This is a genomic window from Bradyrhizobium sediminis, from assembly GCF_018736085.1.
Lineage (GTDB): Bacteria > Pseudomonadota > Alphaproteobacteria > Rhizobiales > Xanthobacteraceae > Bradyrhizobium > Bradyrhizobium sediminis.
In genome coordinates this window covers 4,589,335-4,610,816 of sequence record NZ_CP076134.1, presented here as the reverse complement: position 1 = coordinate 4,610,816, position 21,482 = coordinate 4,589,335, and the positions used below count along the sequence as shown (strand labels likewise).

Sequence of the window (21,482 nt, the reverse complement as noted above, 5' to 3'; positions counted from 1 at the left end):
AGCCCTAAAATGCGGTTGACTCGATCGAGGCGGATTTCCGATCTGTTGCTTCAAATGATATTCGATCTATCGATGGAACCGGGTTCCACGCCGATCCGTTCAGCCGCGGACCTTTCGAAAGGACATTCATGCCCACCACTTCGCCCGCTGTGTTGCCGGTTCTCATGCTGTTTGCCTCCAACGTCTTCATGACCTTTGCCTGGTACGGCCATCTCAAGTTCAAGGGGAGCTGGCTGCCGCTCGTGGTGGTGGCGAGCTGGGGCATCGCGTTCTTCGAGTACTGGCTCGCGGTGCCGGCCAACCGCTGGGGCAACGCGGTCTATTCGGCGGCGCAGCTCAAGACCATGCAGGAGGTGATCACGCTGGTGGTGTTCGCCGGCTTCTCGGTGCTGTATCTGAAGGAGCCGCTGGGCTGGAATCACGGGCTGGGTTTCGCACTGATCGCGGCGGGGGCGTTCTTCATTTTTCACAAGTGGTCGTGATTTCCGAATTCATCCGGGGCCACCGATGCTGCTCGTTTGCTAGCCGCCTGGATGAGCGATAGAACGATCCGGGATCTTTGCTCTCGCCGTCATGTTGGGTAGTTCTTGCTCCATTCAAGATTGTCCGATGTTTCATCAAGCTACGACGTCGTCGTCATCGGCGCGGGAGCCGCGGGCATGTCGGCGGCGCTGTTCGCGGCGATCGGGGGCGCCAGGACGCTGCTGGTGGAGAAGACCGCTTTTGTCGGCGGCACGTCGGCGCTGTCGGCGGGATCGATCTGGATACCGAACACCCGCCTCGCGTCCGAGATAGGAGCCTCCGACAGCGAGGCGAACGTCGAAAGATATCTGCAGCAGATCATAGGAAACCGGGCGGACGCGTCGCTGCGCGCCAGTTTTCTGAAGGCCGGTCCCGAGGCGGTCGCGATCCTCGAGGCACATTCCGAGGTCCAGCTGCGGGCCTATGCGCGTCATCCGGATTATCGTTCGGAACTCGAGGGCGGGGCCGTGGCTGGCCGCGCGCTGGAGCCGCTGCCGTTCGACGGACGGCTGCTCGGCGAGGCGTTCAGGCTGGTTCGTCCGCCGCTTCCGGAGTTCACGCTGCTTGGCGGAATGATGGTCGACAGGACCGATATCGGTCATTTGCTGTCGTCGACGAAATCCATCAAATCCCTGCTGCATTCCGCCGGACTTGTGGCGCGTTATGCGCGCGACAGATTGAGCCGGAGCCGGGGCACCCGGCTCGTGATGGGCAACGCGCTGATCGGCCGGCTGCTCTATTCGCTGATCCGCCGTGACGTCGACATCCTCACCGGCACTTCCCTTGCGAGGATCGTGCGGGATGCCGACGGGCCCGTGACCGGCGCATGCCTGGCGTCGAACGGCGCCTCGCGCGAGATCGGCATCGCCGGCGGACTGATCCTGGCGGGTGGTGGATTCAGCCGCCACGCCGAACGGCGTGCCGCGGCGCTGGGCATCGACGCGGAGTGGTCTTCCGTTGCACCGGGCGCGAATGGCGACGCGCAGGACAAGGCGCTCGAGATCGGCGCGCGCATCAGCGACAGGGACCTCAGCGCCGCCTTCTGGGCGCCGGCGTCGATCCGGCGCCGCGCGGACGGATCGAGCGCGGTGTTTCCGCATTTTGTGCTGGATCGCGGCAAGCCGGGGACGCTGGTCGTCGACAGCAACGGCCGGCGTTTCGTCAACGAAGCGATCTCCTATCATCAGTTCGCGCTGGAGATGCTGGCGCACGGCAAGCCGGCGATCCCGGCATTTCTGATCGCGGATGCGGCGGCGCTGCGGAAATACGGTCTCGGAATGGTGCGCCCCGGCGGCTGGGGTACCAAGGCTGCCGTCGCCGACGGATATCTCACCACCGCAGACACCATCGAACAACTGGCGCGGCGATTGAACATCGATCCCGCGCATTTGCGCGAAACGGTCGACAACATGAACGGCTTTGCGCAAACCGGCCGTGATCCCGAATTCGGCCGGGGCAGCACGGTGTATCAAAACCACAACGGCGATGCGCTGGCCGGCGGGCCCAACCCCAACCTCGGCCCGATCGCGGCGGCCCCGTTCTATGCGCTCCGGCTTTATCCCTCTGATATCGGCACCTCGGCGGGGCTTGTCACGGACGACATGGCTCGCGTGCTGGATTCCAGCAATCGACCGATCTCGCGACTATACGCTTGCGGAAACGACATGCAGTCGATTATGGGGGGAACCTACCCGGGACCGGGGATCACACTCGGGCCGGCCGTCGCGTTTGCCTATGTCGCGGCGTCGGACGCAGCCCGGCGATCCCTGTCCACCGGGGCGTCCCGAGCCTAGGCGGACTATTTGGGAGGAGACCGGAATGCGCGGCGCAGGCTTTCTTGCCATCTGGAGCGACGTCGGGCCCGACAACCTGACCGACTATCGGCACTGGTTGACGCGCGAGCACACCACCGAACGCGTGACGACGAAGGGATTCCTGGCGTCACGCGTGTTCCGCGCCGCGCGGGCCGACATCAATCGTTTCTTCATTCTCTACGAACTGGAAGCGCCCGAGGTTCTCGATGGGCCTGCCTACCTCGCGCGGCTCAATGCGCCGACGCCGTGGTCGCAACGCATCATGCCGCAGCTCGGCAACTTCATTCGCGGCGGCGGCGCCATGGCGGCACGGGCCGGCCGGGGAGAGGGCGCCACCATTGTCGCGCTGCGTATCGCGCAGCTGCCGGAGAAACCGCAGCGGCTGGCCGACGCGATCGTCGCGCTCGACGGAATTGCTGCGGTGCAGATCGGTGCGACCGACCACGCCCGGACCTCGGTGCCGACGGTCGAGAAGGGAATGCGGCAGAACGAGGGGTTCTTTGCCGGGCTTCTGATCATCGAGGCGCTCGACGAAACGTCGCTGCGCAGCGCACTGCGCCAGGCGGCCGAAATGGCGCCGGACCTGCTCGGCGGCATCGGCGAGCCGGAGATTTACCAAGCGATGTTCGCGCTCGATGCCCGCATCGCGAGGATGGAATAATGCCCTCGTTCTCGCTCGCCGCGCTGACGGCACTCGAACTCGCGCCGCCCGCGCTGATCGACGTCGCTGCGGCCTGTGGTTATGACCACGTCGGAATCCGGCTGCTGCCGGCCGTACCGGGTGGTGTCGCCTATCCGTTGATGGAAGATGCAGCCGGCCTGAAGGAAACCATCGCCCGGCTCGACGCGACCGGCATCACCGTTGCGGATCTGGAGGTGGTGGCGTTCAGGCCGGAAACCGAGATTGCCGCATTCTCCGCGTTTTTCGAGACCGGGGCGCGGCTCGGCGCAAAACACATTCTGGTCGCAGCCTACGATCCCGACCTCGATCGGTTCACGGATCGCTTTGCGGGATTTTGTCAGGCTGCGGCACGACACGGGTTGACGGCCGATCTCGAATTCATGCCATGGACCCATGTCCCCGACCTTGCGACGGCCAGCGCAATTGTCGCGCAAACCGGACAGGCGAATGCCGGGGTCCTGGTGGATGCGCTGCACTTCGACAGATCGAACAGTTCGATCGGCGAACTTGCTGCAATTCCCGCGCACCGGCTTCACTACTGGCAGCTATGCGACGGCCCGGCCGAACGGCCGGCGACGACGGAAGAAATGATCCATGCCGCCCGTTATGAGCGGATGTTTCCCGGGGAGGGCGGCATCGACCTGGTCTCGCTGATACGCGCGATGCCGCCGGATATCGCCGTCAGCATCGAAGTTCCGACCGCCGAGCTTGCCAGGACGGTGGATGCGAAGGTTCGCGCCCAGCGCGCGCTCGGCGCGGCCAGGAAGGTGTTGGCGGCGGCAACCGGCAGACCCCTGGAGCCCGGTTCGGATTGAAACAGAACCGGGACTTTTGTCTTGACGCGTTTTCTTTCCGCATGGCTGGTGCCCCGGCCGGCGCTAGGCGGGCTTTGCCGAAGCTGATAGCGATTCCAATCTTACATTGGATCAAGGATCGGACGATGGATAACCGCAGTGACATCTGGCGTGGCGTCGACGCCATCAAGGCGCGTTTCATCGCCCTGAGCGACAACGTCTGGGCGATGCCCGAAGTGTGCTACACCGAGGCGTGCTCCTCCGCCGAACATCTGGCCGAGCTGCGCCATCAGGGCTTCCGCATCGCAGAGAATGTCGCAGGTATTCCCACCGCCCTGATGGGCGAATGGGGCGAGGGGGGGCCCGTCATCGCCTTCCTCGGCGAATACGACGCCCTGCCCGGTCTCAGTCAGGAGGCCGGCGTAGCAGAGGCCCGCCCGGTGGAGGCGGGAGGGCATGGCCATGGCTGCGGCCACAATTTGCTCGGCTCGGCCGCGTTGCTCGCCGCCACGGCGGTGAAGGATTGGCTTGCCGTCCACAAGGTACCCGGACGCGTGCGCTATTACGGCTGCCCCGCGGAGGAGGGCGGCGCAGCGAAGGCCTTCATGGTGCGCTGCGGCGCCTTCGATGAAGCCGACGTCGCCATCTCCTGGCACCCCAATAGTTTCTGGGAGGTGGCGGTAACTCCTTCGCTGGCCAACACGCGGGCTGATTTCATCTTCACCGGGCGCACTTCGCATGCCGCCGCCTCGCCCCATCTGGGCCGCAGCGCGCTCGACGCGGTGGAACTGATGAATGTTGGCGTGAACTACATGCGCGAGCACATGCCCAGCGACGCCCGCGTACACTATGCCTTGCTCGACACCGGCGGCATCGCCCCCAATGTAGTGCAGGCCCATGCCCGCGTGCGCTATTCCATCCGCGCCCGCGACCTGCCCGGCATGAACGAATTGGTGGAGCGTGTCCACAAGATCGCGCAGGGGGCGGCGCTGATGACCGAAACCGGGGTCGAGATGCGGATCATTTCCGCCGTCTCCAATCTGTTACCCAACACCCCTCTCGAGGAAACGCTGCACCGGGTCATGGAGGAACTGGGTCCTCCGCATTTCGACGCGGCGGACAAGGATTTCGCCGCGAAGATCCGCTCGACGCTGACCGACGAGGACATCGCCACCGTCTATTACTCCATCGGCATGGAGCCCACTGACCGCCCGCTGGCCGATTTCCTCGTGCCGCTCGACGCCAAGCGCAATCCGCTCATCGGTTCGACCGATGTGGGCGACGTGAGCTGGGTCGTCCCGACCGTTCAGGTCCATGCCCCGACGATCGCCATCGGCACCCCGCTCCACACTTGGCAGGTGGTGGCGCAGGGCAAGAGCCCGGCCGCCCACAAGGCCATGGTGCAGGCCGCCAAGGCCATGGCGGGGCTCGGCGTCAAGGCACTGACGGAACCGGATCTGATCGCCGCCGCCAAGGCCGACCTCAAAAAGCGCACGGCCCGCACGCCCTATGTCAGCCCGCTGCCGGACGATGTTGCACCGCCGCTGGACATGTCCCTGACCTGATCCGGCCAGGCCTTGGCGCCGGGCGAACAAATTTTTTGCACTCCGGGGTGCATTTTACCGCGCTTTGGCGTGTCAAGGCCGCCGGATTGCCGAAGCGATGTGCGGCGCCGCATGTTTCTGCCCAAGCAAAAATCATGGCCGCTTCGCCATCCTGCGGATTGTCAATCACGGAACATTGACCTCCGGGGCATTTGGTGTGCCATCTTACCGGAGAACACCCGACGCTGCCGCCCGGCGGCGCGCCGCAACAAAACCAGAACCATACGGGGACGACGATGCTGGACACCGAACTGCGAACCATGATCGACGAGGTGAAGGACGGCCGCATGGATCGCCGCGGCTTCATTCAACGCCTGGCCGCGTTCGGCCTGACCGCGCCGATGGCGACGCAGATCCTCGCGGTCGGCGGCGTGGCCATGGCCCAGAGTCCGATGACCTATCGGCCGACCAAACGCGGCGGCGGCGGCCCGCTGAAGCTGCTGTGGTGGCAGGGGCCGACCCTGCTCAACCCGCATTTCGCCACCGGCACCAAGGACCAGGATGGCTCGCGCCTGTTCTACGAACCGCTCGCCAGCTGGGATGGCGACGGCAATCTCAACCCGATCCTCGCCGCCGAAATTCCGTCGATCAAGAATGGCGGCCTCGCCGCCGACGCGAAGTCAGTGACCTGGAAAATCAAGCCCGGCGTCAAATGGCATGACGGCAAGCCGCTGACGGCCGACGATCTGGTGTTCACCTGGGAATATTCAAGCGATCCCGCCACGGCTGCCGTGAGCAAAGGCGTCTACGGCGACATCACGGTCGAGAAGGTCGACGACCTCACAGTCCGCGTTCTGTTCAAGGCGCCGACCCCGTTCTGGGCCAACGCCTTTGTCGGCGCCTATGGCTGTATCCTACCGAAGCATTTGTTCGCCGAGTACAAGGGCGCGAAATCGCGCGAGGCGCCGAACAATCTGAAGCCCATCGGCACCGGTCCCTACAAATTCGTCGAGTTCAAGCCGGGCGACGTCGTGCGCGGCGAGATCAACATGGACTATCACATGCCGAACCGGCCGCATTTCGACACGGTCGAGATGAAGGGCGGCGGCGACGCCGTCTCGGCGGCGCGTGCCGTGATCCAGACCGGCGAATATGATTTCGCCTGGAACATGCAGGTGGAAGATGAAGTCCTGCTGCGGCTCGAAAAGGGCGGCAAGGGCAAGACCAGCTACGCCGTGGGCGGCGACATCGAATTCATCATGATCAACTTCTCCGACCCCAACACCGAGGTGGACGGCGAGCGGTCCTCGATGAAGACGAAGCACCCGATCCTGTCCGATGCCAAGGTGCGCAAGGCGCTCAGCCTGCTGGTCGACCGCGAAGCCGTGCAGAAGGTCATCTACGGCCGCGCCGGACGCACCACCGCCAACTATCTGAACGGGCCGGCGCAATACGTCTCGAAAAACACCTCGTGGGAATTCAGCATCGAGAAGGCGAACAAGCTGCTCGACGAGGCCGGCTGGAAATTGGGAGCGGACGGCGTCCGCGAAAAGGACGGCAAGAAGCTGAAGCTGGTCTACCAGACCTCGATCAACGGCCCGCGCCAGAAGACCCAGGCGATCGTCAAGCAGGCGTGCCAGAAGGCCGGCATCGACGTCGAACTGAAGTCGGTGGTGGCGTCCGTGTTCTTCTCCTCCGACGTCGCCAATCCCGACACCTACTCCAAGTTCTACGCCGACCTCGAGATGTTCCAGATCCCGATGACGCAGCCGGATCCGGCGCTCCATATGCGGCGCTATCTGTCGAAGAACGTCGCGACCAAGGAGAACAAGTGGCAAGGCCAGAACTTCCCGCGCTGGGTCAACAAGGAGTTCGATGCGGCGATTGAACAAGCCGAGGGCGAGATCGATCCGATCAAGCGCGCCAGCCTTTACATCAAGGCCAACGATATCATGTGGCAGGACACGATGGTGATCCCGGTGATGCACCGCCTGAAGGTGGAAGCCACGTCCAACTCGCTGCGCCCGGTGCTCTCCGGCTGGTCCAACGAAACCGACAACATCCAGGACTGGTACCGCGAGGCGACGGGATAGCCGCGAAGAGATTTTTCCCTCATGGGTCAGTATGTCCTGCGTCGCCTCCTGATCGCGGTGCCGAGCTTGCTCGGCATCTCGCTCGTGCTGTTCATCGTGCTGGCGCTGGCGCCCGGCGATCCCTTCAGCGAGCTTGCGACCAACCCGAACGTGCCGCCCGAAGTCGGCGCGGCGCTTCGGGCCAAGTTCGGCCTCGACGATCCGATCTACATTCGTTACCTGCGCTGGCTCGCGGCGATGGCGCAGGGCGATTGGGGCTTTTCCTTTGTCAGCCGGATGAACGTCGACACCCTGATCCTGCAGCGGCTGCCGACCACGCTCTACGTGATCGGCTCGGCGCAAATCCTGGCGCTGCTGGTGGCGATTCCGGTCGGCGTATTCGCCGCCACACGGCCCTATTCGATCTTCGACCAGATCGCCAACACGCTGGCCTTCATCGGCTTCTCGTTGCCGACCTTCTTTACGGGGCTCTTGTTCATCCTGATCTTCTCGGTGACGCTCGACTGGCTGCCGTTCGTGTATTCGACCGACGTCAAGGGCACCGGGATTAGCTGGCTGTTCGGGCAAATCCGGCAGGCCATCATGCCGGTCATGGTGCTCGGCCTGTTTCAGGGCGCGTCCATGACCCGCTTCGTGCGCTCGGCGATGCTGGACGTGATCCGGCTCGACTATGTCACGACGGCCCGCGCCAAGGGACTCGGCCAGGCCAGGGTGATCGTCAAGCACGCGATGCGCAATGCCATGATCCCGGTCGTCACCCTGATCGCACTGCAGATGCCGGCGGTTTTCGGCGGCGCCATCGTCACCGAACAGATCTTTCGCATTCCGGGCATCGGCTCGCTGCTGATCTCCTCCATTCTCTCCAACGACACGCCGGTCATCATGGCCGTGACCTTCGTGTTCGCCTGTCTCGTAGTGTTCTTCAACCTGATCGCGGATGTGCTGTATGGCTGGCTTGACCCTCGCATCTCCTTCCGCTGAGCGGCGCACCTATTCGCCGTGGCGGGAGACCTGGCGGCGTTATCGTCGGCACCGGCCGGCAACCGTCAGCGCTGTGCTGCTGCTGGTGCTGATCCTGGCCGTCGTGCTCGGCCCGTTCGTCTGGCGCGTCGCCATCAACGAGATCGACATCACCGCCGGCCTGCAGGGTCCGTCGCTCGCCCATCCGTTCGGCACCGACGATCTGGGACAAGATATCCTCGCCCGCATGATCTATGGCGGGCGCATCTCGCTCGCCGTCGGCCTCGCGGCGATGATGGTCGCCGTCATCGTCGGTACGCTGATCGGCGCGCTCGCCGGCATGTCGCGCGGCGCGCTGGGGCATGCGCTGATGTGGCTCACCGATCTCTTCCTCTCGATGCCGCAATTGCCGCTGCTGCTGCTGCTGATCTACCTGTTCCGCGACGGGCTGAAAGCCGTGTTCGGCCCGGAGGGCGGCATCTTCATTCTCATCGTGCTGGTGATCGGCGGCCTGCGCTGGATGCCGGTCGCCTGCCTGGTGCGCTCCCAGTTCCTATCGCTGCGCGAGAAGGAGTTCGTCGAGGCCGCGCGCGCGCTCGGCGCCAGTCCGGTGCGGCAGGTGGTGCGTCACATCCTGCCGAACGCCGTGGGACCGGTGATCATCGCGGGCACGATCGACGTGGCCGCAGCCATCATCGCGGAATCGACGCTGTCCTTTCTCGGGCTCGGCTTTCCGCCGGATACCCCGACCTGGGGACGGCTGCTTTACGATGCCAAGGACTTCCTCGACATCGGCCCGCACTGGGCGCTGTTTCCGGGTGGCGCCATCTTCATCGCGGTCGTCGCCATCAATTTCATCGGCGACGGGTTGCGCGACGCGCTCGATGCGCGGCAGGTGATCTGATGGCGCCGCTGCTCGAGATCAAGGGCCTGAAGACGCACTTCGCCACCGACGACGGCATGCTGCAGGCGGTCGACGGTGTCGACCTCACGCTCAACAAGGGCGAGACGCTCTGCGTGGTCGGTGAGTCCGGCTGCGGCAAGACGGTCACGGCGATGTCGATCCTGAAGCTGATCGCGATGCCGCCGGGCCGCATCGTGCAGGGCGAAATCCTGTTCGAGGGCCGCGATCTGGTGCCGCTGACCAGCAGCCAGCTCGACGACATCAGGGCCAAGGAGATCGGCTTCATCTTCCAGGAGCCGATGACCTCGCTCAATCCGGTGCTGACCGTCGGCGAACAGGTCGCCGAGAGCCTGCGCCGTCACGAAGGCCTGTCGAACAAGGACGCGCTCGACCGCACGGTCGAGATGTTCAAGCTGGTGCAGATCCCCAATGCCGCGGGCCGGCTGCACGATTACCCGCACCAGTTCTCCGGCGGCATGCGCCAGCGCGTGATGATCGCGATGGCGCTGGCCTGCAAGCCCAAGCTCGTCATCGCCGACGAGCCGACCACCGCGCTCGACGTCACCATCCAGGCACAGATCCTCGACCTGCTGCAGGACATGAAGGAACGCTTCGGCATGGCCGTCATGCTGATCACCCATGCGATGGGCGTGGTGGCCGAAACCGCGCAGCGTGTCGTGGTCATGTACGCCGGCAAGGTGGTGGAAGAGGCCGATGTCGACAGCCTGTTCGAAAGCCCGCGTCATCCCTACACGCAAGGCCTGATCCGCTCCATTCCGCGCATCGACCTCGACAGCGAGCACAAGACCCGGCTCGAGGCGATCGGCGGCACGGTGCCGATCCTGATCAACCCCGCGCCCGGCTGCCGCTTCGCGCCGCGCTGCCGCCACGCCATGCAGATTTGCTCCGAACAGGAACCGGTGCTGCGCGAGATCGCGCCCGGCCACCGTATGGCCTGTCATCTCGGAGCGGCGCCATGAGCGAAGTTCAAACCAGCGAACCTTTGCTGCGGGTCACCGACCTGAAGAAGTATTTCTCGGTCAAGGGCGGATTGCTGTCGCGCGAGCTCGGGCGCGTACATGCGGTGGACGGCGTGTCGTTCGAAGTCAAGCGCGGCGAAACGCTGGGCCTCGTCGGCGAGTCCGGCTGCGGCAAATCCACCACGGCGCGCTGCGTGCTGCGGCTGTTGGAGCCTTCCGCCGGTGAGGTGATGTTCGACGGGCAGGACGTGCTGGGGCTCAGCGGAAATGATCTGCGCGCGATGCGGCGCAACATGCAGATCGTGTTCCAGGACCCGTTCGCCTCGCTCAATCCGCGCATGACCGTCGGCGCCATCCTCGGCGAAGCTCTCACCATCCACCAGCTCGGTTCCTCCGCCAGCGAGCGCGAGGCACGGGTGGCAAGCCTGCTCGTCAAGGTCGGGCTGAAGGCGGAGCACATGCGCCGCTACCCGCACGAATTTTCCGGCGGCCAGCGCCAGCGCATCGTGATCGCCCGGGCGCTTGCAGTGGAGCCCAAATTCATCGTCTGCGACGAGCCGGTTTCGGCGCTCGACGTTTCCATTCAGGCGCAGGTGATCAATCTGCTGGAAGATCTGCAGGCAGAGCTGAACCTCACCTACCTGTTCGTGGCCCACGATCTTTCGGTGGTGGAGCATATTTCCGACCGCGTGGCGGTGATGTATCTCGGCCGCATCGTCGAGCTCGCCAGTGCCAGCGACCTCTATCGCAATCCGCAGCACCCCTACACGCAGGCGCTGCTATCCGCCGTGCCGGTGCCGGACCCGAAGGTGAAGCGCAAGCGGATACGCCTGCAAGGCGATGTGCCAAGCCCGATGAACCCGCCGCAAGGCTGCCACTTCCACACGCGCTGTCCCGTCGCCGAGCCTCGCTGCAGGCAGACTGCGCCCGAACTGAAGCAAGGAAGCGACGGGCATCTCGTGGCCTGCCATCTGGCGTGATGCGAAGCCATGAATGCAATCGCTTGAGCGCCGCCGCCGCTCAGACGACGTCGCGCGCGCGCAGCTCCGCGATCGCATCCGCGCCATAGCCGAGCGAGATCAGCACTTCCTCGGTGTGGGCGCTGAGTTCGGGCGCCATCGCATCGAGCCTGCCGGCGCCATGGGCAAGCTGGAAGCCGCTGCCGGCGAAGCGCAGGCGGCCATAGGGCGTGTCGATCTCCTGAATGGCGCCGCGCGCCGAGATCTGCGGGTGATCGATCACCTCCTCGATCTTCCAGATGCTGGCGCAGGGCGCGCCTGCCGCCTCGAGGATCTTCTCCCACTCGCGCGGGTCCTTGTTCGCGAGCGCCTGCTCGATGATGGCGCGCAGCGCCGGCTCGTTTTCCTGCCGTGCGAACCAGTCGGAAAAGCGCGGGTCTTCCAGCGTGTCGGCGCGGCCGAGCGCGGTCATCAGCGCGCGGTATTGCTTCTCGCTGTTCACGGCGAGCAGCAGATAGCCTTTGCCCGCCCTGAACAGGTTGGCGGTCGGCCGGCGGCTCACCGCCTGGTTGCCCGACAGTTGCTGGCGATGGCCGGCGACGGTGTAGTCCGCCACCTGTCCCGACAGAAACGCCAGCGACGCCTCGAGCATCGAGACGTCGACCATCTGCCCCTTGCCGGTGTGGGTGCGCTGGAACAACGCGCTCGATACGCCGAAGGCGGCGGTGGCGCCGGACAGCACGTCGCAGACCGCAAAGCCCGCGCGGGTCGGCCCGGTCTCCTCGTGACCCGTGATCGCCATGATGCCCGACAGCGCCTGGATCTTGCCGTCGTAACCCGCGCCGGATCGTTCCGGGCCGGTCTGGCCGAAGCCGGAGATGGCGCAATAGATCAGCCGCGGATTGATCGCCGACAGCGCGGCGTAGCCGATCCCGAGCTTGTCCATCACGCCGGGCCGGAAATTCTCCATCACCACGTCGGCCTGGGCGGCGAGCTGCTTGACGATGGTGATCGCTTCCGGCTTCTGCAGGTCGAGCGTCAGGCTGCGCTTGTTGCCGTTGATCGCCTGCCAGCCCGGGGCGAGGCCGCGCTCGGCCCATTCGCGGCTGAGCGGGGTGCGGCGCATGTCCTCGCCTTCGCGGCGCTCCACCTTGATGACGTCGGCGCCGAGCAGCGCGAGCTGGTAGCTCGCATAGGGGCCAGCCAGCACCTGCGTGAAGTCGAGAATCTTCACGCCTTCGAACGGTCGGGTCACTTGGACGTCCTCCTGAGAGCGTCATTGCGAGGCGCGAAGCGACGAAGCAATCCATTCTTTCTTCTCGTGGCGAGATGGATTGCTTCGCTTCGCTCGCAATGACGAAATGTGAGAGGCCGATCGTTGTTGCGATGGCCCGATTGTTGTTTGATCGCGCCTCAGGCGGCCCGGTTGCCGCGCGCGATCTCCTTCTGCTTGTCGAATTCGGCCCGGCGCCGCGCCAGTTCTTCCGGGCTCATCTGCGCGACGTTGTTGTAGTCGAGCTTCCAGGAGGCATCTTCGCTCCAGCGCAGCGGCGACTGCATCGTGGTGCGGGCGCCGAAGGCCCGCTCGAGCAGGCTCAGCGCCAGCTCCAGCGTCAGCGCCTGCGACTCGACATCGTGCGGCCTGCCGGCGGAATTGCCGAGCGGAAAGTCGGAGAACAGGAAGCGCGGCACGGCCGCGTGCTCGACGATGTCCTTGGCGCATCCCATCACCACGGTGGAAATGCCGTTGGCTTCGAGGTGGCGGGCCACCAGCGCGGACGTCTGGTGGCACACCGGGCAGTTCGGCACCAGCACCGCGACGTCGACCTTGTCGGCGAGGCAGCGGGCGAGGATATCGGGGGCGTCGACGTCGATGGTGACCCGGTGGCTGCGGTTGGTCGGCGCGCCGAAGAAGCGCGGCGCGACCTCGCCGATCCGCCCCGAGGCGGCCGCCTTCAGAAGCTGCGGCAGCGGAAACCAGGTGCCGCTGTCGGTCGCCGACGTGTGCTTGCGGTCGTAGCCGATATGCGAGATGCGCAGGTCGTGCGGCTTCGAGGTGTCGCCGTCATAGACCTGGTAGAACTTGGCGCCGCCGTTATAGGCCGCACCGGGGCCCTGATCGCCCTTGGCCGGATCGTAGGGGGCGGCGGTGGTGACGATCGTCACGCGCGATTGCGCCAGCGGCTTTTTCAGCGGCTGGAACGGCGCATCGACATGGTGCGCCCAGCGATAGGGTGTGGTGTAGCCGATCGCGGCGTAATAGTCGCGGGTGCGCTGCATATAGGGGATCGGGGAATCGTAGTCGGGCGCAAAGCCAAGTTGGTCATCGAGCGAGCCTGGCATGTGTCTCTCCTGCGCTTGCACCGTCGGATCTTCAATCGACTTTCGGCCAGACTAGAGATCGCCCGGTTCGGGTCAAGCCGCGATCGCGCGGCAAGCTCCGGCGCTGGCGCAGAGGCGGCATGACGAAGCGAGCGGGCATGCCGTCTCGATCCGTCCGGACCTTTGCCGGTTGTCTCCGATCGGGCATGGGCCGAAGATGCGGCCGGTCCGCGAAGGGAGAATGGAATGCGCGCTGATTTCGAGACGATCATGGTTTCCCGCGACGACGATCAGATCCTCCTCGTCACGCTCAACCGGCCCGAGGCGTCGAACGCGCTGAATACGCGGATGGGGCTCGATCTGGTGGAACTGTTCGAAGCGCTCTCGACCGACCTGGAGGGCCTGCGCGCGGTGATCGTCACCGGCAGCGGCGCCAAGGCATTCTGCGCCGGCGGCGACCTCAAGGAGCGCAACGGCATGACCGATGCCAGCTGGCAGTCGCAGCATTTGATCTTCGAACGGATGGTGCGGGCGATGATGGGATGCCCGATCCCGCTGATCTCAGCTGTCAATGGTGCGGCCTATGGCGGCGGCTGCGAGATCGCGGCGGCGTCGGATTTCGTCTACGCCGCCAGCCATGCGCGCTTTGCCCTGACCGAGGTGACGCTCGGCATCATGCCCGGCGCCGGCGGAACCCAGAACCTGGCCCGCGCCGTCGGCGAGCGCCGGGCGAAGGAGCTGATCCTTTCCGGCCTTCCCTTTACCGCCGCGGAGGCGGAAGCATGGGGCCTGGTCAATCGCGTGGTCGAACCCGCCGACCTCCTGGAGACCACCCTCGCAATCGCCCGGCGCATCGCCGCCAACGGGCCGATTGCAGTGCGTCAGGCCAAGCAGGCCATTCATCGCGGAATGCAGATGTCGGTGTGGGACGGCCTGGCGTTCGAGATCGAGGCCTACAATCGGCTGGTCCCCACCGCAGACCGCCGCGAAGGCGTGCTGGCGTTCAACGAAAAGCGCAAGCCGGTATTCCGCGGGCAGTGAGCGGCGGTGCGCTGCGCTGCTGACGGCGGCGGCCGGCCGCCACGCCACGTCAACGCGCGGTGATGGCGCGATAGTGGCTGACCAGGCTCTTGCCGGAATCATAGATGATGTTGGCGACCAGCCAGACCTCGTTTTCGCGCACGGCATGCACGAGGACCTTGCGGCTCTCGCCGCGGTATTTGAGGTCGATGCCGACGGTGGCCGGGCCCTCATAATTGCCGGAGACCAGCGCAACCTTCTCGACTTTGATCTCCGTCCCGGGCAGCACGCCCCAGCCGAAGAAGGCGTTCAGCAGCGGGCCGACCGGCATGTTGTTTGGAGTGCGCCGAGGCGACTGCATCAGTTTGCGCAGGTCGCTCGCAAACAGCGCATGAAATTCGTCCGCTGTGAGCGGCGTGTTGGCGGCGTGCAGCCGCGCCTGCTTCTCATACAGCTCTCTGACAAATTCGTTGCTGGTCAGCTCGCCGCATTCCGCGCGGCCGTCCCGCGCGCCGGCCGAAAGCGCCGCGGCCGCTACAATGCCGAAAACGAATTGCCGCCTGTCCATGATGTGCTGCGTGCCGGTTCGCGGCCGCCAAAGCCGGCGGCCCAACACCTTGGTCGCTAGCAGCCGCTCACGCGTTCATGCCGGGCATCGTCATTTCGCCGCCGGCGACACCCGCAGGATTCGCCCCGCCGAACTGTCGGTCAAGAGCCACAGCGCGCCGTCCGGGCCTTGCCGGTCCATTTTGCAGTTGCCGATTTCGTAATTCTTAAGGGTTGTTCTGTCTGTTGAGATACACCGTTGGATTGCAGCGTGCGCCAAGAGACCAGCATATGGCCAGCCCCACTTCTGCTCGACCATTCCAGAACGACAAATCCGTCCCACCAGCCAACGGCAAGCACACCGATATGCGGTTTGCATCTCGTTCGGGGCACGCTTCATGAAGCGGCTTGGAATACTCATGGCGTTCATTTTGGTAGGCATTGCTGTGTACACCGCTGTTTTCAGCGCGACAGTGCGATATCGATTGACTCTAGAGGTCGAGGTCAACGGCGAACGCAAGACCGGGTCGGGCGTTATCGAAGTTACCTACAGCAAGAATAACGATCCGATTTCTCAAAGCGAATTCTCCATTGATGTTCGCGGAGAAGCGGTTGTTATCGATCTTGGCCCCCGAGGTATCTTGTTTGCGCTACTTAAGGGCGACACCGACCGCCGGTCGGGGCCTGAATATATCGTGCTCCGCGCTTTCAACTTTCCCGGTGGGGCACTCCCGCTGCCGGTTAGGGATGGCCTTTTGAAGGTCAAACGATTGTCCGGGAAAATCGACCTGCCCCTGACGAGTCTCCCGTTGCTGGTTCGCTTTCGCGATCTGAACGATCCGATGACGGTGGAAAGGGTCGATCCGCTCGACATCGGAAAGAGTTTCGGCGCTGGTGCAAAACTGGTGCGCGCCACGCTTGAGATCGTTCCAACCGGGATCTGGCCGTTCAATTCTTACGGCATCACCGGTGAGCCGGTAACGAGGGGCATTAATCTAAGGCTCAAATGGATCGACCACTTCGATCAATACCGGTCCAATCCGTCTAATCCCTTTTCAAGCACGCTTCCCCCAGAAATCGGCGGACTAAGGAGCAATTAGTTATGGCTCTCTCCAAAGATCTGTTTCTCGCGATCTTGTCGATGCTTCGTCATTTCGCCGCCGGCGACACCCGCAGGATTCGTCCCGCCGAACTGTCGGTCAAGAGCCACAGCGCGCCGTCCGGGCCCTGGCGCACGTCGCGAATGCGTTCGTTGAGGTTTTGCAGCAGGCGTTCCTCTGATGTCACGCTGTTGCCGTTGAGCGAAAGCCGCACCAGCATCTTGTCCTTGAGCGCGCCGGTGAACAGGCTGCCGGTCCATTTCTTGAACAGCTTTCCGGTATAGAACGTCATGCCGGACGGGGCGATCGACGGCACCCAGTATTTGACCGGCTGCTCCATGCCGTCCCTGGCGGCGCCGTCCTGGATCTTGGCGCCGCTATAATCGATGCCGTAACCGATCACCGGCCAGCCGTAGTTCCTGCCCTTGCCGATGATGTTGACCTCGTCGCCGCCGCGCGGGCCATGCTCGATCTCCCAGAGTTCGCCTGACGCCGGATTGATGGCGAGGCCCTGCTCGTTGCGGTGGCCGTAGCTCCAGATTTCCGGTTTTGCGTCAGTGCGGCCGAGATAAGGATTGTCCGATGGCGCCGAGCCGTCGGGCGCGATGCGGATGATCTTGCCGAGATGGTTGCCAAGATTCTGCGCCTCGTCGCGCCAGGTGAAATGATCGCCCAGCGTGACGAACAAATTGCCGTCGTTGGCTTGCGCGATCCGGCAGCCATAATGATTGCCCGCCGACAGCGGCCCCTCCTGCCGGAAGATGACCTTGACTTCGTCGAGCCGGCCGCTGCCGTCGTTCAGCCTGGCCCGCGCCACCGCGGTGCGGCCGCCGCCGCTGGCGCGCTCGGCGTAGCAGAAAAAGATGGTCCTGTTCTGCGCGAAGGCTCTGTCGGTGACGACGTCGAGCAATCCGCCCTGGCCGGAGGCCCACACCTCGGGCACGCCCTTCAGCGGCGGCGACAGCTGTCCTTCAGCCGTGACGAGGCGCATGCGGCCGGGACGCTCGGTCACCAGCATGCGGCCGTCGGGCAGGAACGCCAGCGCCCACGGATTGGTGAGACCTCCGGCAATGGTCTGGACTTCGAGCTGCCCCGCCGACGACGCGAACGAGGTGTTTTCGCCGCGGGTCGAGGTGACGATCAGGAACGTCGCCGTCAGCGCGGTCGCAACCGTCAACGAAGCCGTCACGAGGACTACTGGTGTCTTGGTCATGGTTGCCCGTTCGCGATGACATCACCGCTGGCAGTTGTGCGATACGACAGGTCTTCAGCGTTACGCCGGAATTGGCATCGCCATGGAAACGTTGATCGAGAACACCGTGAGGGTAACGATCAGGCACAGCGACAGCGCGCCGATCGCGAGCGAGGCCGCGACGGCGTGGGTCAGCCGGGACGAAGCAACAGGCGCCGGGCGGCCGTGAAAGCCCAAGGCGCCGAACGACCGGATCATGGCCGAAATCCTTCAATGCGCGGGCGAATCACCCGCACGCCCCGCAGAATCTTGCAAGAATCGCTGGCAATATTGCGGCGATGCGGGCTCGAAGATGGCAAAATAACGGCGGCGCGGGCGGTTATGCCCGCTGTTGAGGCGCTACCGCCTCAAACCTCCGCGGCGATGCCGGGGGTATCGTCGACCTCGCTGCCGGGCTGCCAGTCCATCGGGACGAACCCTGGCGTCCTTTCGACCCGCCGCAGCCAGGCGCAGATCGCCGGGAAGGTCGCAAGGTCGTAGTCGCACTGGTCGGCGACATGGGTATAGCCGTACAGCGCGATGTCGGCGACGGTCATCTGGCCCGCGGCAAAATACTCGTGGGTCTTGAGGTGGTTTTCCATCACCTGCAACGCGCCGTAGCCGCGTTCCATCCAGTCTTCCAGCGCGTGGGTCTGCAGGTCGCGGCCACCCTTGACCAGCGCCAGCCAGAAATAGGCGGCGCCGATATTCGGCTCCAGCGCGTGCTGTTCGAAGAACATCCACTGCAGCGCCTCGGCGCGCTCGATCCGCGATTCCGGCGCCAGCGGCGTGCCGCCCGCGACGTACCAGAGGATGGCATTGGACTCGGCGAGGTAGCGGCCTTCCCCGACTTCCAGAAGCGGCACCTGGCCGCTGGGATTTTTCGCGAGAAAGTCCGGCGTGCGGCTCTCGCCGCGCAGAATGTCGATTTCGATGGCGCGGTAGGGCGCGTTCAGCAGCGCCAGCGCAAGGCGCACCTTGTAGCTGTTGCCGGAGCGCTGCATCGAATAGAGCTTGTACATCTTGAATTTCATTCTCGGTGAAAACGGTGCGTGTGGCGAACGAGTCCGCCTTGTCGCGCCGCAACGCGGCTAAACAATGATGCCGTTGCAGGTGTCTCGCAAGGCCCGCGAGATGGAAAAGGTAGAAAACCTCTACCGCACTGCAACCGCGCAGAAGATCTTGCCAGCAGGCGTTAACGATTCAGATCACGCTTGCGCGATTTCGTGGGCGCTCACAGCCGGCGCTGCACGATCCCAAGCCGCACGTCGCAGCGTGACGACGTAAAGCGCCAGCAACACCAAAAGGCCAAGCGGTATTCCGGTGACTCCGGCGACGCCGCGCGCCAGCAAGGGCACGATCCACGCCGCAGCCAGCAGGCTGATCTCGTAATCGCGGAAGCCGCCCGCGAAACCGGCGCTGGTGGCAAATGCGATCGCCAGACCGAGGATCACGAGGTCGTAATCCAGGACGTGCGGTGAAGCCAGCAATGTCGCGATGACGAGGAGCGCGGCCTTGAGGTCGCGGTCGCCGGCCGAACGCCATGTCCATGCGGTGCCGCACACCACCGCGGCCGACACCACGCCCTGCACCGCGTAGGCCAGCGGGACGCCGCCGCCCCACATGCGCACCGCCGCGAAGACGCTTTGCAGTTTCTCGAAGCCGACATCGCCCTGCTCGAGCAGCAGCTTGCGCGACGTCTCGGTGGAGGCGGCGAAGGCAAGCCAGAGATCGGCGCCAAATATCAGGCTCGTGATGCCCACCAGCGCCATCACGGTGATGCCGGTGGCAATGACGGTGCGCCATTGGCCGGCGGCGAGCAACGCGACCGGTACGACCAGCGCGAATTGCGGCTTGTAGGCGAGCAGGCCAAACAGGACTCCCGACACCACCGGCCTCGCGGACAACGCGAGCAGGGCTGCGCCAAACAATCCGGCGCCGAGAAGCCCGTTTTGGCCGTGTCCCAGATTGATGAAGACGGCGGGGAATCCGGCGGCGATCGGCAGCCATACCGGGCCGATCGCGACGCCCCGCATCCGTCGCACGATGCGGCCGATCACGAGCAGGTACAACGCGAAGGTGCCGATTTGCCAGACCGCCAGCGCCGGCAGATAGGGCATCAGCGCCAGCGGGGTCGCGACCAGCAGGAAGATCGGCGGATACAGCCAGCCGTAATAGGGCATGGCTGCCCCGAAGATCTGCTGCTCGCGGGCGTAATGCGCAGCCATATTGTAGACGTCACCGGCCCGGCCATCGAGCACGAGCGAGCCGGCCGCGTAAAAGCTGGCAAAATCGGTGCCGATCGGTTTGCCGTTGCGATCGATCAGGCCATCCGACAGCGCGATCCAGCCGACCGCGGCGAGGGCGCAGATGCCGAGCAGGATCAGGCTGTAATCGCGCGCACGCGCGGCGGTCAGCCATTCGCCGGATCGGATAGCTTGCCAGAAATGAGCCATTTTGCCGCGGAACTTTATGAATATTGCGCAACCCTAGCGGGGCCGTTTTAACGTTCCCTAAAGTTTGGCCGCATCCGGCCAAGCTTCTTGCGATGCAGCGTGGCCCGCTTTAGGGTGCCTCGATCCCATCAGGAAGAGTCGTGGATCGGTGTGCCGACACCCGCATGTCCACGACGTTTGCAAGGAGACCATGATGCCGTTCCTGTCCGCTGCGCTCGACCGTGTGAAGCCGTCCGCGACCATCGCGGTCACGGATAAAGCACGCGCGCTGAAAGCGGCTGGCCGCAACGTCATCGGCCTCGGCGCCGGCGAGCCGGATTTCGACACGCCCGCCAACATCAAGCTGGCGGCGATCCGCGCCATCGAGGCCGGCAAGACCAAATACACCGACGTCGGCGGCATTCCCGAGCTGAAGGAGGCCATCATCGCCAAGTTCCAGCGCGAGAACGGCCTGACCTACAAGCCGAACCAGGTCATCGTCGGCACCGGCGGCAAGCAGGTGCTCTACAACGCGCTGATGGCCACCATCAATCCGGGCGACGAGGTCATCATTCCCGCGCCGTACTGGGTGAGCTATCCGGAAATGGTGGCGCTGGCCGGCGGCGACCCGGTGCCGGTGGTATGCACGGCGGAGCACGGCTTCAAGCTGCAGCCCGATGCGCTGGAGAAGGCGATTACGCCGAAGACCAAGTGGATCATCCTGTGCTCGCCGTCGAACCCGACCGGCGCCGCCTATAGCCGCGCCGAGTTGAAGGCGATCACCGACGTGCTGGTGAAGCATCCGCATGTCTGGGTGATGACCGACGACATGTACGAGCACCTGGTCTACGACGATTTCGTGTTCACGACGCCGGCGCAGATCGAGCCGAAGCTGTACGACCGCACGCTGACGGTGAACGGCGTGTCGAAGGCCTATTGCATGACCGGCTGGCGCATCGGCTATGCCGGCGGCCCGGCCGAACTGATCAAGGCGATGGCGACCATCCAGTCGCAGTCGACCTCGAACCCGTGCTCGATCTCGCAATGGGCGTCGGTCGAAGCGCTCAACGGTCCGCAGGACTTCATCCCCGTCAACAACAAGGCGTTCAAGGAACGCCGCGATCTCGTGGTGGCGATGCTGAACCAGGCCAAGGGCATCGACTGTCCGCGGCCGCAGGGCGCGTTCTACGTCTATCCGTCCTGCGCCGGCACCATCGGCAAGACCTCGCCGTCCGGCAAGGTGATCGCCAATGACGAGGACTTCGTCACCGAACTGCTCGAGCAGGAAGGCGTCGCGGTGGTGCAGGGTTCGGCGTTCGGGCTCGGCCCGGCGTTCCGGATTTCCTACGCCACCAAGAATTCCGATCTCGAGGACGCCTGCAAACGCATCCAGCGCTTTTGCGGCAATTTGCGATAGAGCGTTTTCGAGCGAAGTGGGTCCCCGGTTCGCGTCAAGAAAACGCGTCAGAAGAAAGGCGTGTCAAATCACGTCTTGAGGATTTGACTGTCGAGCCCGTGACGGTTTGACGTCGGCATTCCGGAAGCGCCTTGTTTTGGACAAGGCGCTTTCTTGTTT

21 protein-coding genes are annotated in these 21,482 nt (G+C 64.5%); 13 read left to right on the top strand and 8 right to left on the bottom strand.

Annotation, left to right across the window (positions count from 1 at the left end):
* Positions 1-128: 128 nt before the first annotated feature.
* The 10 genes from KMZ29_RS22130 to KMZ29_RS22085 all read left to right on the top strand — a co-directional run bounded on the left by KMZ29_RS22130 (position 129) and on the right by KMZ29_RS22085 (position 11,273).
* The gene (locus KMZ29_RS22130) at positions 129-482 is read left to right on the top strand and encodes a DMT family protein (protein ID WP_215621198.1); all 354 of its coding nucleotides are present in this window, start codon (positions 129-131) and stop codon (positions 480-482) included.
* A gap of 120 nt (positions 483-602) precedes the next feature.
* Positions 603-2,315 (top strand): FAD-dependent oxidoreductase, encoded by a 1,713-nt coding sequence (locus KMZ29_RS22125; RefSeq protein ID WP_249779760.1) that lies wholly within the window; start codon positions 603-605, stop codon positions 2,313-2,315.
* Between the two features lie 25 nt (positions 2,316-2,340).
* On the top strand, positions 2,341-2,997 hold the full coding sequence (locus tag KMZ29_RS22120; RefSeq protein ID WP_215621196.1) for a hypothetical protein: 657 nt from the start codon (positions 2,341-2,343) through the stop codon (positions 2,995-2,997).
* The gene (locus KMZ29_RS22115) at positions 2,997-3,833 is read left to right on the top strand and encodes a sugar phosphate isomerase/epimerase family protein (protein WP_215621195.1); all 837 of its coding nucleotides are present in this window, start codon (positions 2,997-2,999) and stop codon (positions 3,831-3,833) included. Before KMZ29_RS22120 ends, KMZ29_RS22115 begins: the two co-directional genes overlap by 1 nt.
* Before the next feature lie 125 nt (positions 3,834-3,958).
* Positions 3,959-5,377 (top strand): M20 family metallopeptidase, encoded by a 1,419-nt coding sequence (locus tag KMZ29_RS22110; protein WP_215621194.1) that lies wholly within the window; start codon positions 3,959-3,961, stop codon positions 5,375-5,377.
* Between the two features lie 275 nt (positions 5,378-5,652).
* The gene (locus KMZ29_RS22105; protein WP_215621193.1) at positions 5,653-7,449 is read left to right on the top strand and encodes a peptide ABC transporter substrate-binding protein; all 1,797 of its coding nucleotides are present in this window, start codon (positions 5,653-5,655) and stop codon (positions 7,447-7,449) included.
* Positions 7,450-7,470: 21 nt separating this feature from the next.
* Positions 7,471-8,430, top strand: a complete 960-nt coding sequence (locus KMZ29_RS22100) for an ABC transporter permease (RefSeq protein WP_215621192.1) — start codon at positions 7,471-7,473, stop codon at positions 8,428-8,430.
* A complete protein-coding gene (locus tag KMZ29_RS22095; RefSeq protein WP_215613168.1) occupies positions 8,396-9,313 on the top strand; it encodes an ABC transporter permease in 918 nt (305 codons plus the stop codon). The genes KMZ29_RS22100 and KMZ29_RS22095 overlap by 35 nt, the downstream gene beginning before the upstream one ends.
* Positions 9,313-10,293, top strand: a complete 981-nt coding sequence (locus tag KMZ29_RS22090) for an ABC transporter ATP-binding protein (protein WP_215621191.1) — start codon at positions 9,313-9,315, stop codon at positions 10,291-10,293. The genes KMZ29_RS22095 and KMZ29_RS22090 overlap by 1 nt, the downstream gene beginning before the upstream one ends.
* Positions 10,290-11,273: an ABC transporter ATP-binding protein gene (locus KMZ29_RS22085; protein ID WP_215621190.1), complete on the top strand. Its 984-nt coding sequence runs from the start codon at positions 10,290-10,292 to the stop codon at positions 11,271-11,273. Before KMZ29_RS22090 ends, KMZ29_RS22085 begins: the two co-directional genes overlap by 4 nt.
* 40 nt (positions 11,274-11,313) lie before the next feature.
* On the opposite strand, the gene KMZ29_RS22080 is transcribed toward KMZ29_RS22085, so the two are convergent.
* Positions 11,314-12,507 carry a CaiB/BaiF CoA transferase family protein gene (locus tag KMZ29_RS22080; RefSeq protein ID WP_215621189.1) on the bottom strand — a complete coding sequence of 398 codons (1,194 nt, stop codon included), beginning with the start codon at positions 12,505-12,507 and terminating at the stop codon, positions 11,314-11,316.
* A 158-nt stretch (positions 12,508-12,665) separates the two neighbouring features.
* On the bottom strand, positions 12,666-13,595 hold the full coding sequence (locus tag KMZ29_RS22075; RefSeq protein WP_215621188.1) for a glycine reductase: 930 nt from the start codon (positions 13,593-13,595) through the stop codon (positions 12,666-12,668).
* A 225-nt stretch (positions 13,596-13,820) separates the two neighbouring features.
* Between KMZ29_RS22075 and KMZ29_RS22070 the strand changes: the two genes are divergently transcribed.
* Entirely contained in the window at positions 13,821-14,615 is a 795-nt protein-coding gene (locus KMZ29_RS22070) for an enoyl-CoA hydratase/isomerase family protein (RefSeq protein ID WP_215621187.1), read from the top strand.
* Positions 14,616-14,664: 49 nt separating this feature from the next.
* On the opposite strand, the gene KMZ29_RS22065 is transcribed toward KMZ29_RS22070, so the two are convergent.
* Together KMZ29_RS22065 and KMZ29_RS22060 are read right to left on the bottom strand one after the other, a co-directional pair.
* A complete protein-coding gene (locus KMZ29_RS22065; protein WP_215621186.1) occupies positions 14,665-15,162 on the bottom strand; it encodes a hypothetical protein in 498 nt (165 codons plus the stop codon).
* Positions 15,163-15,252: 90 nt separating this feature from the next.
* The gene (locus KMZ29_RS22060; RefSeq protein WP_249779759.1) at positions 15,253-15,342 is read right to left on the bottom strand and encodes a PQQ-dependent sugar dehydrogenase; all 90 of its coding nucleotides are present in this window, start codon (positions 15,340-15,342) and stop codon (positions 15,253-15,255) included.
* Between the two features lie 217 nt (positions 15,343-15,559).
* Between KMZ29_RS22060 and KMZ29_RS22055 the strand changes: the two genes are divergently transcribed.
* Complete coding sequence (locus KMZ29_RS22055; protein ID WP_215621185.1) at positions 15,560-16,240, top strand: hypothetical protein; 681 nt, start codon at positions 15,560-15,562, stop codon at positions 16,238-16,240.
* 49 nt (positions 16,241-16,289) lie between these two features.
* Here the strand turns inward: KMZ29_RS22055 and KMZ29_RS22050 are convergent, their stop codons facing one another.
* The 4 genes from KMZ29_RS22050 to KMZ29_RS22035 all read right to left on the bottom strand — a co-directional run bounded on the left by KMZ29_RS22050 (position 16,290) and on the right by KMZ29_RS22035 (position 19,927).
* The gene (locus tag KMZ29_RS22050) at positions 16,290-17,453 is read right to left on the bottom strand and encodes a PQQ-dependent sugar dehydrogenase (RefSeq protein ID WP_215621184.1); all 1,164 of its coding nucleotides are present in this window, start codon (positions 17,451-17,453) and stop codon (positions 16,290-16,292) included.
* Between the two features lie 60 nt (positions 17,454-17,513).
* A complete protein-coding gene (locus KMZ29_RS22045; protein ID WP_215621183.1) occupies positions 17,514-17,690 on the bottom strand; it encodes a hypothetical protein in 177 nt (58 codons plus the stop codon).
* Between the two features lie 149 nt (positions 17,691-17,839).
* Positions 17,840-18,493: a glutathione S-transferase family protein gene (locus KMZ29_RS22040; RefSeq protein ID WP_215624370.1), complete on the bottom strand. Its 654-nt coding sequence runs from the start codon at positions 18,491-18,493 to the stop codon at positions 17,840-17,842.
* A 186-nt stretch (positions 18,494-18,679) separates the two neighbouring features.
* The gene (locus KMZ29_RS22035) at positions 18,680-19,927 is read right to left on the bottom strand and encodes a glycosyltransferase family 87 protein (RefSeq protein ID WP_215621182.1); all 1,248 of its coding nucleotides are present in this window, start codon (positions 19,925-19,927) and stop codon (positions 18,680-18,682) included.
* Positions 19,928-20,120: 193 nt separating this feature from the next.
* On the opposite strand from KMZ29_RS22035, the gene KMZ29_RS22030 reads away from it, so the two are divergent.
* On the top strand, positions 20,121-21,323 hold the full coding sequence (locus KMZ29_RS22030) for a pyridoxal phosphate-dependent aminotransferase (RefSeq protein WP_215621181.1): 1,203 nt from the start codon (positions 20,121-20,123) through the stop codon (positions 21,321-21,323).
* Positions 21,324-21,482 lie beyond the last annotated feature (159 nt).